General features: G+C 46.1%; 11 protein-coding genes. 6 read left to right on the top strand and 5 right to left on the bottom strand.

Features of this window, described 5'->3' with window-relative positions; genetic code table 11:
• Positions 1-79: 79 nt before the first annotated feature.
• Together VJL_RS00440 and VJL_RS00435 are read left to right on the top strand one after the other, a co-directional pair.
• On the top strand, positions 80-826 hold the full coding sequence (locus VJL_RS00440) for a SanA/YdcF family protein (protein ID WP_038874654.1): 747 nt from the start codon (positions 80-82) through the stop codon (positions 824-826).
• 245 nt (positions 827-1,071) lie between these two features.
• Positions 1,072-2,442, top strand: a complete 1,371-nt coding sequence (locus VJL_RS00435) for an SLC13 family permease (protein WP_005443284.1) — start codon at positions 1,072-1,074, stop codon at positions 2,440-2,442.
• A 243-nt stretch (positions 2,443-2,685) separates the two neighbouring features.
• Here the strand turns inward: VJL_RS00435 and VJL_RS00430 are convergent, their stop codons facing one another.
• Positions 2,686-4,023, bottom strand: coding sequence for a GGDEF domain-containing protein (locus VJL_RS00430; protein ID WP_038874651.1), 1,338 nt, complete (start codon positions 4,021-4,023; stop codon positions 2,686-2,688).
• Positions 4,024-4,363: 340 nt separating this feature from the next.
• On the opposite strand from VJL_RS00430, the gene VJL_RS00425 reads away from it, so the two are divergent.
• Positions 4,364-5,188 (top strand): DUF2797 domain-containing protein, encoded by an 825-nt coding sequence (locus VJL_RS00425; RefSeq protein WP_009705854.1) that lies wholly within the window; start codon positions 4,364-4,366, stop codon positions 5,186-5,188.
• A gap of 82 nt (positions 5,189-5,270) precedes the next feature.
• Here the strand turns inward: VJL_RS00425 and VJL_RS00420 are convergent, their stop codons facing one another.
• Positions 5,271-6,506: a cysteine desulfurase-like protein gene (locus VJL_RS00420; RefSeq protein ID WP_038874648.1), complete on the bottom strand. Its 1,236-nt coding sequence runs from the start codon at positions 6,504-6,506 to the stop codon at positions 5,271-5,273.
• Complete coding sequence (locus tag VJL_RS00415) at positions 6,490-7,146, bottom strand: 2OG-Fe dioxygenase family protein (protein WP_009705852.1); 657 nt, start codon at positions 7,144-7,146, stop codon at positions 6,490-6,492. The genes VJL_RS00420 and VJL_RS00415 overlap by 17 nt, the downstream gene beginning before the upstream one ends.
• A 371-nt stretch (positions 7,147-7,517) precedes the next feature.
• On the opposite strand from VJL_RS00415, the gene trxB reads away from it, so the two are divergent.
• From trxB to cydC, 3 genes are all read left to right on the top strand, one after another.
• Positions 7,518-8,477, top strand: coding sequence for a thioredoxin-disulfide reductase (trxB, locus tag VJL_RS00410; protein ID WP_009705851.1), 960 nt, complete (start codon positions 7,518-7,520; stop codon positions 8,475-8,477).
• A 103-nt stretch (positions 8,478-8,580) separates the two neighbouring features.
• Positions 8,581-10,368, top strand: a complete 1,788-nt coding sequence (cydD, locus tag VJL_RS00405; protein ID WP_038874645.1) for a heme ABC transporter permease/ATP-binding protein CydD — start codon at positions 8,581-8,583, stop codon at positions 10,366-10,368.
• Positions 10,361-12,085: a heme ABC transporter ATP-binding protein/permease CydC gene (gene cydC, locus VJL_RS00400; protein ID WP_038874643.1), complete on the top strand. Its 1,725-nt coding sequence runs from the start codon at positions 10,361-10,363 to the stop codon at positions 12,083-12,085. The genes cydD and cydC overlap by 8 nt, the downstream gene beginning before the upstream one ends.
• Before the next feature lie 87 nt (positions 12,086-12,172).
• Here the strand turns inward: cydC and dsdA are convergent, their stop codons facing one another.
• Both dsdA and dsdX read right to left on the bottom strand, forming a co-directional pair.
• Positions 12,173-13,504 (bottom strand): D-serine ammonia-lyase, encoded by a 1,332-nt coding sequence (gene dsdA, locus VJL_RS00395; RefSeq protein ID WP_038874641.1) that lies wholly within the window; start codon positions 13,502-13,504, stop codon positions 12,173-12,175.
• 15 nt (positions 13,505-13,519) lie between these two features.
• Positions 13,520-14,857, bottom strand: a complete 1,338-nt coding sequence (gene dsdX / locus VJL_RS00390) for a D-serine transporter DsdX (protein WP_038874639.1) — start codon at positions 14,855-14,857, stop codon at positions 13,520-13,522.
• Between the last annotated feature and the right edge of the window lie 37 nt (positions 14,858-14,894).

Here is a 14,894-nt window from a genome sequence, read left to right as displayed (position 1 = left end):
TGGCATAAATGGGCTTCTCTCTTTTCATTTCTATCAGATATGATGAGGGATACACATTGAAATAAGGACATCGAACGTTTTGCTGTTTTCTCGCATAAAGTCAAAGTGGAAGCTCAAGTTCTCATGGAAGCGTCTGGCTTTGGTTTTGTCGATCTCTTTACTCGGTCTTTTCGTCACCATCATTGCGATTGACCGATGGGTCGTGCTTCAAGCTCAAGAAGAAATCTTTACCGACTACGAACAAGTGCCTGAGCATGAAGTCGCCGTTGTTCTTGGTACCAGTAAATACATTGGTAAGGTGCTCAACACCTATTACACACACCGAATCAATGCGGCTATTGAGTTGTACAAACAAGGCAAAGTGAAGCAATTTTTGTTGAGTGGGGACAACGCACATCGCTCTTACAATGAACCGTGGACGATGAAACGTGATCTACTCAAAGCAGGCGTGCCAGAAGAAGTGATTCATCTGGACTATGCGGGATTCCGAACTCTGGATTCCATCGTTCGTGCTAAAAAGATCTTCGCCTCTGAGCGTTTTTTGATCGTCACTCAACGATTCCATTGTGAACGAGCTCTGTTTATTGCTGACGCTTACAATATTGATGCGCAGTGTTTGGCCGTAGCTGGGCCAACGGCAAGTAAGCAGAAGATCAACATGCGAACGCGTGAACTTATGGCACGTGTGAAAGCGTTTTTGGACTTGTACATCATGAATACGCAACCGCGCTTTCTTGGTCCTCAAGAGCCAATCGTTGCAGTGGAAGATACGATGGAAGAAAATCAAGAAATCATCGAAAACGAACGTAACATTCCGGTTCAATAAGTCGACCAAAGTGTTACTGCTTTCAACATTCTCGCTCTGCATTACACACCGATAACAATTCATTAAAAGTAAATGGGTAGCTTTCTACCCATTTCCAATTCCCAACCTCACACTTTCTTATTCTGCCGTCGATTCAGGCAAAACACCCTTTCGCATCCGAAGTAACATTTAATCAATAAATAACTACAAGTCAGTTACTTTGCCATAAAAAACCAACACTAAGGCAATGCAAAAGGAGCACAACCATGACCGCACTCGCTGTGACACTGAAGAACTGGTTCTTCACTCGCAACAGCATGATATTGACGTCTAATGTCCTGCTGTTCGCTATTTTGTTCAACACCCTACCCTTTGAGCCTCAAGTCGTAACCGGCTTATGTATTTTGATTTTTGTTGCCGTACTTTGGTTAACGGAAGCCATTCACGTAAGCATCACTGCCCTGCTAATCCCGCTACTCGCGGTATTCTTGGGCGTATTCAATACCCAAGCAGCGCTAAACAACTTCTCTAACTCGATCATTTTCTTGTTCTTGGGTGGTTTCGCATTGGCTGCCGCGCTTCACAAACAAAAGCTCGATCAAGCGATAGCCGACAAAGTATTGCTGATTGCGCGCGGTAAGATGTCTGTCGCTGTCTTCATGTTGTTTGGTGTGAGCGCGGGCCTATCAATGTGGATCTCAAACACCGCTACGACAGCGATGATGTTGCCATTGGTTCTTGGCGTAATGAGCAAACTAGACGCGAAGAAGAGCCACAGCACTTACCTGTTCGTGCTACTTGGTATCGCTTACAGTGCGTCGATTGGCGGCATCGCAACGCTAGTAGGTAGCCCACCGAATGCTATCGCAGCCGCAGAAGTCGGTTTGAACTTTACAGAGTGGATGGAGTTGGGTTTACCAATTTCTTTGATTCTGATGCCTATCGCGATCTTGGTGCTTTACACCATGACAAAGCCAGATTTAAGCCACACATTCGAACTTGACCACCAGCCTGTTGAGTGGACAAACGGCAAGAAGATCACCTTAGCGATTTTCCTATTAACAGTGACATTCTGGATTTTCAGCAAACCGATCAACGCTATGCTTGGCGGTTTTGCAAAATTCGATACCCTCGTTGCAATTGGTGCGATTCTATTACTTGGTGCATCTCGCGCAGTAGAGTGGAAAGACATTGAAAAGACAACTGACTGGGGTGTTTTGATCCTGTTTGGTGGCGGTATCTGTCTAAGTAACGTACTAAAAGCAACGGGCACAAGTGTCTTCTTGGCTAACGGTCTAGCAGGCTTCCTTGAGCAAGCTGGTGTCCTACTCACGATTTTATCTGTGGTTGCTTTCGTTGTTTTCCTAACAGAGTTCGCAAGTAACACCGCAAGTGCGGCGCTATTGGTGCCAGTCTTTGCCACCATTGCAGAAGCGCTTGGTCTATCGCCAGTCATTCTATCAGCACTGATTGCGGTAGCAGCATCTTGTGCCTTCATGCTGCCAGTAGCAACGCCACCTAACGCGATTGTATTTGCGACGGGTCATATCAAACAGAAAGAGATGATGCGAATCGGTATGGTGTTGAACGTTGCATGTATCGGCGCGCTAACTCTATTCGCTTGGTTGTTCTGGTAAACATTGCTCAAATAAAAAAGAGCTGCACCCAAACGCAGCTCTCTTATCAAAACTAGCACTACAACTGCTGTTCTCGGTAATCAAATTGAATACCTAACTACTACCCCCTAGTCATGTTCAGCAGTTTCCCTTTTGGTGGTCGGTCGGCCACCTTTTTTCTTTTCCACACCAATGGTGAGCGCGGCACTTAGGAAGCTTGAGTTATGAAGCTTAGGTTGTGAAACCTTAGTTATGAAGTCTTAGTTAAGAAACGATATCCGACTTCTTTTGCATACCGTAATTCACTTCTATTCGGTTTCGCCCATTGCGCTTAGCCAAATACAACACTTCATCTGCACGAGCCATGGTTTCTGAAACTCGTTCGTTTTGCATTTGGGCGACACCAATACTGCACGTTAGCGATTCACCATGAACCCAGAGGTGTTTTTCAACGTTCTGGCGCACGACTTCGGCTTTCTTCACTGCTTGCTCAATATCGGTATTTGGGCAGAACACAACGAACTCTTCCCCACCCCAACGAACCAAACGATCATCTGGTTGGATAGAGCTAGCGATCACCATGACAAACTCACGCAGAATATCGTCACCCATCTGATGACCATACTTGTCGTTTACACGTTTGAACTTATCCAGATCCATGTAAAGGATAGAGAAGGAATCGTGCCCCCAACGAACTTGTCGAGCCTGTTGCTCCAACCAGTTCTGTACCGCATGTCGGTTCATTGCTCCAGTTAGCGCATCGCGATGTGCCAGTTCTGCAAATTCATAATTTTGAGCACGCAGCGTACTGTTCACTTTTTCTAAATGGCGATGACGCTTGCGTGCTTTGTTATACGCGATTTTGTTTTTGCGCATTTCATGCAGCGAGAAAGCCAAGCCGAGTGCCATCCAAGAGAACAACAACGCGAACAAGAGTGTAGATTGCTGAACGTACGCACCTTCAAACTCTATCTTGTCGATCACGATCTTATGTTTACCGAGTGCCGCCCCCGCTCCGGTAGCCAAATCAATGCGAGTAATATTGGCAAATTCAGGCGCAGAGTGCTCAATCGCAACGTCGTTGTCATTCAGCCACCACGTCATTACTTGGAGGTTTTCTATTGGGATCTCGATAACTTCGCTAAAGTCTGAAGGAGAAAACTGCATGCCATTGTATTTGATGGTGTATTCGTCATTCGGATCTGAATAGGCCGAATTGAAGTTACGCAGGTACAAGCGCAAGTTTTTGCTCGGGCTTTGCCCCTCTCCCGCCGTTTCATAACGAATTTTTAGACGAACGGTATGGTAACTGGAAAGATCCAAACCTTTGGTCGCTTGCTTCACATCGGTGTAAACGGAGATGCCGCAGTAAGGCCACGCGTATTTGCTTTCCTTTAGGTCACAGTTCAGAACCAAACTGTGGTTTTGATAAGTAATATCAGATTCACTCAAACCACCAGCAATCGCATCACTTGTAACATGAATATTAAATTGATCCGGTGTAACTTCTAGCTTACGAGTATCACCAAGCAAACTGTATAACGCCACCAAACTGATGGTGCATATCGACAACGCAAAAATTAATTTATGTATCCATTTCATGGCGGCTGGCCTATTTACTGATAACTGTTCTGTTTATATCGTGCAATGTACTGAAAGATTTTTCGTTTTTCAAACAAAGTTATTTATCAAGTTAAAAAGTGATTTAAAACTCACATTCTTAATTTCAACACATAGTACACACAAAGTAATTGTGAACCCGCTTCAAGATTGTAGGAATATTCTCACCAAGCGAGATTTGCGAAAGACTTCACACACTGACTTTGTCTAGTGTTCAAAAAGCCATCAAACAGAAAGCGAAAACTAACACGTATTAGCTTTCTCCTGCCTCTGAACGTCGGTTCGGTATATACTGTGCAAAAACACAATAATGAGTAATGTCATGTCAATAATCGCTACAGGCACGCTAAACAAAATGCGTGCTTCTCTGGATGGTGCAGTAAGCTACCGTCTGCCTGTGGGTGATGAAGAAGTGGATTTGAGCCCATTTCTTGGTAAAACCCTCACCCTAACTCACACTGGCAACATCTACTGTTGTTCTTGCGGTAAGAAAACCAAGAAGAGCTACTCTCAAGGCCACTGCTTTGTATGTATGAAGAAGTTGGCGAGTTGCGACATGTGCATCATGAAGCCAGAAACTTGTCACTACGAACAAGGCACCTGTCGCGAGCCGCAATGGGGTGAAGAGAACTGCATGGTGGACCACTTCGTTTACCTATCTAACACGTCAAGTTTGAAAGTGGGCATCACGCGTCATACCCAAATTCCAACCCGTTGGATAGACCAAGGTGCGACACAAGGTCTTCCTATCTTCAAAGTGAAGACTCGTCATATCTCTGGCTTGATTGAAATCGAATTAGCAAAACACATTGCTGATAAGACAAACTGGCGAACGCTGCTGAAAGGCGATGGTGACCCAATTGAACTGCAAGATCGCTTTGCAGAACTGCTGCCATTAGTAGAAGACAAAATCGCTGAGATTAAACAGCAGTATGGCGATGACGCAATTGAAGTGTTAAGCGAAAACATCACTTCTCTAAGCTACCCAGTTCAGCAGCATCCGACTAAAATCACCTCACACAACTTCGATAAAAACCCAGTTGTAACGGGTACATTGCAAGGCATTAAAGGCCAATACCTGATCTTTGATACTGGCGTAATCAACGTGCGTAAGTTCACCTCTTATGAAGTTGAAGTGAGCGAATAAGTTCTCGGTTAATTGAACAAAAGAAACGAAAAAGCTCGAGCCAAGTGCTCGAGCTTTTAGTTTGTGGTGATGTCGTCGATTCTTAGGCGTCGAGGATGTTTTCTAACACATCAAACAACATATCGATTTCTGCTGTCGTGTTGTAGTGCATACAACCGATGCGAACCACGCCGCCCGACTCTTCTAGGCCTAACTGACGAACGAGTCCTAGCGCATAGAAGTGTCCATTCCAGACACAGATATTATGCTCACCCAACGTCTTCGCGATGAACTCTGGAGCGTATTTATCAAAAGTGAGCGCGAAAGTTGGCGTTCTCAGTTGATTGCTTTCATTGTTAATACCAAACAAGTTCACGCCGTCCAGCGCCCCTAAACGCTGCAAGAAATGCTCGCTCAATTGCTGCTCATGCTGGCTGTATAACGCATAGCTTTGCTCTAGACGCTGGCGAAGTGATGCATCGTCATCACCAAACTGAGCTAAGTATTCAACCGCAGCCGTGACGCCTGCCAAGCCTTCAAAGCTCTGCGTTCCGGTTTCAAAGCGCCCCGGTCCAATATTGGTTGCAGGTTCAACTTTGTAGGGCTTAACACTGTGTAACCACTGGTCTGCTACGTACGCAATTCCTACGTGAGGTCCGAAAAACTTGTACGCTGAACACGCCAAGAAATCACATCCTAATGCTTGCACATCGACTAAATGGTGCGGTGCATAATGCACGGCATCCACATAAACTTGAGCACCGATACTGTGTGCCATTTTGACCACTTGGTGCATATCGACGATCGAGCCTGTAGTGTTCGATGCGTAAGTCACCGCCACTAAACGCGTTTTCTCATTCAACACGCTCTGAAGATGCGCTAGATCCAGCGTGCAATCTTCTTCATTAATTCTGACTTGGTGAACCACCACGCCTTTATCTTCTGCTGCTTGTTGCCAACTCGACACGTTAGAGTAATGGTCTAGGGCTGAAACAATAATCTCATCGCCCTCTTTCCAATCTCGACTAATAGCGCGACTTAGCTGGAATGTCAGCGAGGTCATATTCGCGCCAAACACGATATTGCCAGAGGACGGCGCGTTTAGCAGAGCTTGTGCCGATTCGCGAGCCGATTGCATTACATCAACCGTCGCTTGGCTTGAGAAATAATGCCCACCAAGATTCGAATTGAATCGTCCAAGGTAGCTCACCATGCTATCGAGTACCGACTGCGGCACTTGTGAGCCACCTGGTCCATCAAAAAAGGTAACTGGGCGGTCATTGTGGTATTGCGCCAGTGCGGGAAATTGTTCTCGGATCTGATTAAGATTGAAGTTCATTTCGTTTGTCCGTCGCTGTCAGTACAAATACATCCATATGACCTTCTTGGTCATTAATCACTGAGCGAATTGGCACCGCGTTGTGCCACAGTTTGCTGTCTGCCAGCATTGCCACTTCGCCATTTTCCAATACTTTACGGAAAAAAGGCGCTTGGTTGTGGCTGCTGTAAAGCATGATGTCGCCACCCATGATGTTATGACGCCCTACGCCTACTAATGCGATGTGGTCAAAACCATCTTGGTGTACCCCTTCCGGTGCAACTTGGGTTTCATCGTAAATCGCAGTAATTCGAATTTGATGGATCTCGATTTCCTGACCGTCTGGTAGGTGGTTTGCGTTGACGAACAACTCACACATTTCACGGAAACCTTCACTGGAAAGAATCCCTTTTTCAATCGGCTCAAACTGGCGAATCACATCACCTTGGAAACGGTTGATATCAGAAGATTGTACAAAGCTGTTCTTGTTTAAATCGACCACCTGACCGTTTTCAAATCCAACTACAGAGTAACGACGAAGACGATATTGACCGTCGGCGTGTTCCGTACGAGGTAGGCCTTCGAAGGAAGGAGAAAGTTGCTCAATCGCTGCCATGCTGAGCTGAGTTAAGTGTAGGGTGTTCTCTCGTGAATGTAACATCATTGGCTCCTTTAATGAGGCACATTTAGCTTGTTTTAATTAACATTTAATTTACATCTTAGGATACGCAAATATTCTGCAATTACCAGAATTTGACGTTGATAGCTTCAACAAAAAAGAAAAAACAACACTTAGCACTATAATTAATATCAACAGCAGTTTAAACATTCAGAACGGAGCTTGCGCAGTATTTGAAACTAGAACTCTCTACTATAAACAGAATTTTATTCTAGTCTGGAACGCCTCTCCATAAACATCAGCAAGTTCTAACCTATAACCAATAATTCGATCCGCTCCTTTCGTTTATGCTTTTAAAGCACTAAGAATTTCCATACAATCGGGAGAAATGTTCAGCCCTCTATGGAGCCATAATGAGCGACGTAAAACACTGTAAATTATTAATTCTTGGTTCTGGCCCAGCAGGTTACACCGCAGCAGTATACGCAGCGCGTGCTAACTTAAACCCTGTGCTAGTGACGGGAATGCAGCAAGGTGGTCAGCTAACGACCACAACTGAAGTAGAAAACTGGCCTGGTGACGCAGAAGGTCTTACTGGCCCAGGTTTGATGGAACGCATGAAAGAACACGCAGAACGATTCGAAACAGAAATCGTGTTCGATCACATCAACGAAGTGGATCTGTCTCAACGTCCATTCCGTCTGAAAGGTGACTCTGGTGAGTACACTTGTGATGCGTTGATCATCTCTACTGGTGCATCAGCGAAATACCTAGGTCTTGAATCTGAAGAAGCATTTAAAGGTCGCGGCGTTTCAGCTTGTGCAACTTGTGATGGTTTCTTCTACCGTAATCAGAAAGTGGCGGTTGTGGGCGGTGGTAACACTGCTGTTGAAGAAGCGCTTTACCTATCAAACATTGCATCAGAAGTGCACCTGATCCACCGCCGCGATTCATTCCGCGCTGAAAAGATCCTTGTAAAACGCCTGATGGATAAAGTTGAAAGCGGTAATATCGTTCTTCACACTGACCGTACACTAGATGAAGTGCTAGGCGACGACATGGGTGTAACGGGTGTTCGCATTAAAGACGTGAACAGCGGTGCGACAGAAGATATCGATGTAATGGGTGCATTCATCGCAATCGGTCACCAACCAAACACGCAAATCTTCGAAGGCCAAGTCGATATGAAAGATGGTTACATCCTCGTTCAATCCGGCCTTGAAGGTAACGCAACGCAAACCAGCATCGAAGGTGTGTTTGCAGCAGGCGACGTGATGGATCATAACTACCGTCAAGCAATCACCTCTGCAGGTACTGGCTGTATGGCAGCTTTAGATGCAGAACGCTTCTTAGACGCACTTACTGACAAATAACTTTTCACATTTGTGTCATATCCTTAAAGCCCAGCGGTATTCCCGCTGGGTTTTCTTTTGTATACTACCGCCTCATTAAAACAATTATCATTAAGCCTTCACGATGGATAAGAAAAAGCAAAGCAGCTTGAATAAGTGGCTTAAGCAACAGAGTAAGTTGGCCAAGCGCTGGCTGATGGTTGCGATAGGCCTAGGCGTACTATCAAGCGTGTTTTTATTGGCTCAAGCAGCCCTGCTCGCCTCCATTCTCCACCAACTCATTATTGAACAAGTCGACAAATCCGAACTCGTTTGGTACTTCGTCGGACTTGGTGTCACTGTTATCGGTCGCGCAGCTTGTACTTGGGGACGCGAAATCGCTGGATATCGTTGCGGCGAACAGATCCGCGTTTACATCCGCCAACTGATTCTCGATAAAGTTCACCAACTTGGTCCTGCTTATATCAAAGGTAAGCCAGCAGGTAGTTGGGCAACGTTGATCCTAGAGCAAGTAGAAGACATGCAAGATTTCTTCTCTCGCTACCTTCCACAAATGTCGTTGTCTGTTTTGGTGCCTTTCATCATCCTAGTGGTGGTTTTCCCAATTAACTGGGCAGCTGGTTTAATTTTCCTGATTACTGCACCATTGGTTCCAATGTTTATGGCGTTGGTGGGTATGAAAGCCGCTGACGCAAACCGTAAGAACTTCAAAGCGCTGCAACGCTTATCTGGTCACTTTTATGACCGTTTGCAAGCAATGACAACCATCCGTTTGTTCGATCGTACTCAATCAGAAACCGAGACATTAAAAGGTGCATCTGAAGTTTTCCGTACTCGTACAATGGACGTATTGAAGATTGCATTCCTATCTTCAGCGGTTCTTGAGTTCTTCACCTCTATCTCAATTGCGATTACGGCGGTTTACTTTGGCTTTAGTTATATCGGAGAGCTCAACTTCGGTTACTACGGCACAGGTGTAACGCTGTTTGCTGGTCTATTTATTCTGATCCTTGCGCCTGAGTTCTATCAGCCACTGCGTGACCTTGGCACCTTCTACCATGCCAAGCAACAAGCAGTTGGCGCAGCAGAAAGCATTGTTGAATTTCTAGAGCTAGACGTAGACCAAGTAAAAGACGGTAACAAGGCCGTAGAACAAAACGCAGCGATTCATATCGAAGCTCAAGACCTTGTTATCTTCAGCCCTGAAGGTAAACAACTTGCTGGTCCCCTATCCTTCTCGCTAGAAGCGAACCAAAGCACCGCACTGGTTGGCCCAAGTGGTGCAGGTAAAACCAGCTTAGTAAATACCATCCTTGGTTTTATGCCATACAAAGGCAGCTTAAAGATTAACGGCTGTGAACTTTCCGAGTTGGATTTAGCGACATGGCGCGAAACCATCAGTTGGATTGGTCAAAACCCAATGCTTTTGCATGGCAGCATTCGTGACAACGTCACTCTAGGCAAGCAGGATATTCAAGACCAGCAAGTCCACTCTGTACTGAGTGACTCCCACGCTGCAGAATTTGTTGAAATGCACGGTCTGGATTACCAAATCTCAGATCGCTCTGGCGGTTTGTCTGTTGGTCAGGCACAGCGCCTTGCTCTTGCTCGTGCGATGTTACAAAACGGCCGTTTCTGGCTACTTGATGAACCAACTGCAAGTTTGGATGCTCGAAGCGAGAAATTAGTTATGGAAGGCATCGGTAAATACACCGAATCCACCACTAACTTGATGATCACTCACCAACTCGCGCCGCTGCAGAATGTCTCCCAGATTCTGGTTATGCAAGAGGGTCAAATCGTTCAACGTGGCGATTACGCAACGCTGGCATCGCAAGATGGTTTATTTAAAGAAATGTTGGCTGCCAACCTAGCTCAACGTGAATCAGACAAGGGGAACTTAGATGCGTGATTTACTCCCTTATCTAAAACTGTATAAAAAGCACTGGTTTGGTTTGTCACTCGGTATGCTTCTGGCGTTTCTAACGCTGGCTGCTTCTATTGGCCTACTCACCTTATCCGGTTGGTTTATCTCTGCGGCTGCCGTCGCGGGTTTGACTATTGCTCGTGAAACCTTCAACTACATGCTTCCGGGCGCTGGCGTTCGTGGCGCTGCGATGGCTCGAACTGCGGGCCGTTGGGGCGAGCGTGTAGTTAGCCACAATGCAACATTCAAACTACTGACGGATCTGCGTATCTTCTTCTTCAAGAAGCTTGCGCCGCTGATCCCTGGTCGCGTTTCAACTCTGCGTGATGCGGATCTGCTAAACCGCCTAGTGGCAGACGTAGACGCGATGGACCATGTGTACTTGCGTCTTGTCAACCCTGTGATTGTTGGCATCTTCGGTATCTTATCGCTAACCGCAGTGCTTGCCTTCTTTGACTGGCACCTTGCGCTACTGCTTGGCGGTATCCTAACGGTAATGCTGTTGGTGTGGCCGGTATTGTTCTACAAACTGGGCAAACATAACGGCGAACACCTGACTCAAAACAAAGCACAACTGCGCGTAGCAACACTGGACTGGCTACAAGGTTACAGCGAGCTGAGCCTGTTTGGTGCAGAAGAGCGTTACCGTAACGTGATTCTGGAAAAGCAAAAACAGCTGCTGTCCAACCAGTTTGTTAACGCAAACCTCACTGGTATGGCATCTGGCTTATTGATGCTCGCTAACGGCTTAACCCTTGTTGCAATGCTTTGGTTTGCTGCGGATGGCGTTGGCGGTCGTGCTCCAGATCCTTGGATTGCACTGTTCGCGTTTGCAACCATGGCAAGCTTTGAAATTCTGATGCCAATTGCTGGTGCTTTCCAATATCTAGGTCAAACACTGACTTCAGCACGTCGATTAAACGAAATCACGCTAGCTGAGCCGGACGTTGTCTTCCCAGAAACATCGAAGCGTGAAGGTGATAAGCCGTTAAATATTGAGTTCGACAAGGTTGATTTCACCTACCCTGATGGCCAGCAAAAAGTGCTGAAAGACCTGACACTGTCACTGCCACAGGGCTCAAAAACGGCGATTGTTGGCCAAACCGGTTCAGGTAAATCGACGCTTATTCAATTGCTTTGTCGCTACTGGGATGTAAACCAAGGTCAAGTGAGCATTGGTGGTGCGCCTCTGCAAGATTGGAGCGAATCCGATCTGCGCGCTGCGATCACAGTAGTTAGCCAACGTGTAGATGTACTTAATGGCACACTGCGTGACAACCTATTGCTTGCGGCTCCAGAAGCAACGGATGAACAGCTGGCTGATATCCTGACTAAAGTGGATTTGGCGAATCTATTAGATGAACCAGGACTGGATGCTTGGCTAGGTGACGGCGGTCGTCAACTTTCTGGTGGTGAGAAGCGTCGTATCGGTATTGCTCGCGCGCTATTGCGTGACGCTCCTATCCTACTGCTTGATGAGCCAACTGAAGGTCTAGACAAGCGTACTGAACAAACAGTGATGGAACTGTTCAAGCAACACTTCACCAATAAAACGGTGGTATTCATTACTCACCGTTTGATTGAGTTGGAAAGCATGGACAACATCTGTTTGATGGAACAAGGCGAAATCATCGAACAAGGTAGCCACCAAGCACTGCTTGCAGAAAAAGGTCGTTACCACCAGCTATTACAATCTCTGTAATACTGGGATTCAAATAGACAAAGGGCTCATCAATTGATGAGCCCTTTTCTTTTGCTCTCGCTGTTCCCATAACAAGTGCAAAATTTGTTAACGACCTGACTTGGCCAGATAAGCCGACATTTCCTCTTCCGGTACCATGCCGCCACCGGTCGCCCAAATTAAGTGAGTCGCGTTGTTTAATTTCTCTTCAGTAAACTGCATTCGCGTCTGGTAAGCTTTATCGTTAGAAACATGCACCGCGCCAACCAAGCCCGCTAGCGCCGATGGTTCTAAACGAATATCTTCCAGCTCACTTAGCTCACCTAAATGGTGATACATGCGCTCATCCGTCATGGTGTAGTAACCATCAAGCAGCCTTTCCATCGCTCGACCAACAAAACCTGACGCACGACCTACCGCTAAACCATCAGCAGCAGTAATGTTATCAATACCAAGATCTTGCACCGCGATGTCATCATGCAAACCGGTGTGCACACCAAGCAGCATACACGGAGAGTGTGTCGGCTCCGCGAAGATACAATGCACATCGTCACCAAAAGCCATCTTCAAGCCGAACGCTACACCACCAGGACCACCGCCCACCCCGCAAGGTAAGTAAACAAACAGAGGGTGATTCGAATCAACGACAATGCCTATCTCATCAAACTTTTGCTTCAAGCGCTCGCCTGCAACGGAATAACCTAAGAACAAGGTTTGAGAGTTTTCATCATCAATAAAGAAGCAAGTTGGATCTTTCTCCGCTTCTTTGCGTCCCTGCTCTACAGCAACACCGTAGTCTTGCTCGTATTCCACTACATTCACGCCGTGAGAGCGCAGTTTGTCCTTCTTCCACTCTCTCGCATCTGCCGACATATGAACCGATACCAAGAAGCCAAGTTTTGCACTCATGATGCCGATAGACATACCTAGATTCCCTGTCGAACCTACGGCAATGCTGTACTGCTGAAAGAACTGACGAAACTCTTCACTGAACAATTTGCTGTAATCATCACTTTCACTTAGAAGCCCAGCTTCAATCGCCAACTTCTCTGCATGTGTTAGCACTTCATAGATGCCACCACGCGCCTTTATTGATCCTGAAATAGGCAAATGACTGTCTTTTTTAAGCATCAAACGCCCAAGAATTTGAGTATCGTATTGCGTTTCCAAGCAGGACTTCATCTTGTCGATTTCAACAACGTTCGATTCAATAATTCCCTTAGAAGCCATCGTTTCTGGGAAGGCTTTCATTAAGTATGGAGCAAAGCGTTTTAGTCGTTCACTCGCGTCTTTGATGTTGGCAGCACCTAAGCCAACGTACGGTAGACCTTCTTCAAGTGTGGTGATATTTGGGTTGAACCAAACCACCTCTTCTAACCCAATGAGTCGCTCAACCAAAGGGAATTCTGCTACTAGTGCGTTTACGTTATGCGTAGTCATTATTGTTTACCTTTATTAGATCATGTACGACAGAAGGAATGTGCCTGCTAATGCAACAAAAGAGGCAATGAATGTCGCTGTCGTGTAGTACTTGAAGATTTCTGTCATCGTGGCTCCACAATATTGCTTCACCAACCAAAAGAGCGAATCGGTCACTATCGTACAACCAATTGCGCCAGAGCCTATAGCCAGAGTAATGATTTCTGGACTTACGTTCGGATAAAGTGGGAGTAGCGGAGCCACAATTGCTGTCGCGCCCATCATGGCAACGGTGGCAGAACCCACTGCCGCATGCAGAATAATCGCGACAAGCCATGCAAGAAGGATCGGATGCATATCGAGATTAGAAAGTAACTGAGCCAATACATCCGCCAAGCCACTGCCCTTTAGTACGCCGTTGAATGCACCACCAGCGCCAATAATCAGCAAGATGTTGGCAATCGAAGAAAATGCACCTTCCGTTTTCTCAAGCAGCACACTCATGCCCATGTTCTGCTTAATACCTAACATGTAATAAGCAACAAAAGCGGCGATAAACATTGCTGTGATTGGGTTGCCGATAAACTCCAAAGTGGTGTACAGCGCACTGCCATGTTCCATATTGAGTTCTGCCGCCGTTTTTAACAGCATCAGCGCAATAGGTAACATCACGGTGAATAGCGTCGCCCTCAAAGATGGTAATTGTGCTTCATCTTTCACTTCTAGTGAGGTGAACTCTTCAGGTACGGTTTTGAAAGGTAGACGTGCACCCATCACCTTCAAGAACAACGGACCGCCAACTAAAGATGCAACCAAACCTATGAGTAAGCCATAGAAAATTACAGAACCGATATCAGCACCAAGCTCATTGGTCACAAACAATGCGGCAGGGTGTGGAGGAACAATACAGTGCACTGCCATCAAGGCGGTACAGAGCGGAATGGCGAGATTTAAAAGTGAGGTATTGGTTTTTTTCGCAATCGAAAAAGCCAGTGGAATTAACAACACCACACCAACTTCTACGAATAGGGTAATTCCGCAAACAAGACCGATTAACACCATAATGACTTCAGGTGATAGCCAGTGAATCTTTTGTAGGGTAAGCCCAATTCGTTCTGCCGCTCCAGACACTTCCATCATCTTGCCAAGTATGGTGCCTAAACCAATCACGACAGCAAGAAAACCAAGCGTTCCGCCAATGCCACTTTCGATAGCACTGACCATCTCTAAAGGTTGCATGCCCATCATCCCGCCAACGTAAAAACTGGCGAGTAACAGCGCTAAAAAAGGATGGAGTTTAAACTTAACGATCGCAAAAACGATCATTAAGATACTCGTTATGAGGGTAGTAATGACCCAAAGGTTGGATTCCATGTTCAGACCTATGTTGTTGTTTTAATTGACTGCAATT

The sequence above is a fragment of the Vibrio jasicida CAIM 1864 = LMG 25398 genome, assembly GCF_000400365.1.
Taxonomy (GTDB): domain Bacteria; phylum Pseudomonadota; class Gammaproteobacteria; order Enterobacterales; family Vibrionaceae; genus Vibrio; species Vibrio jasicida.
This window is presented reverse-complemented; position numbering and strand designations above follow the sequence as displayed.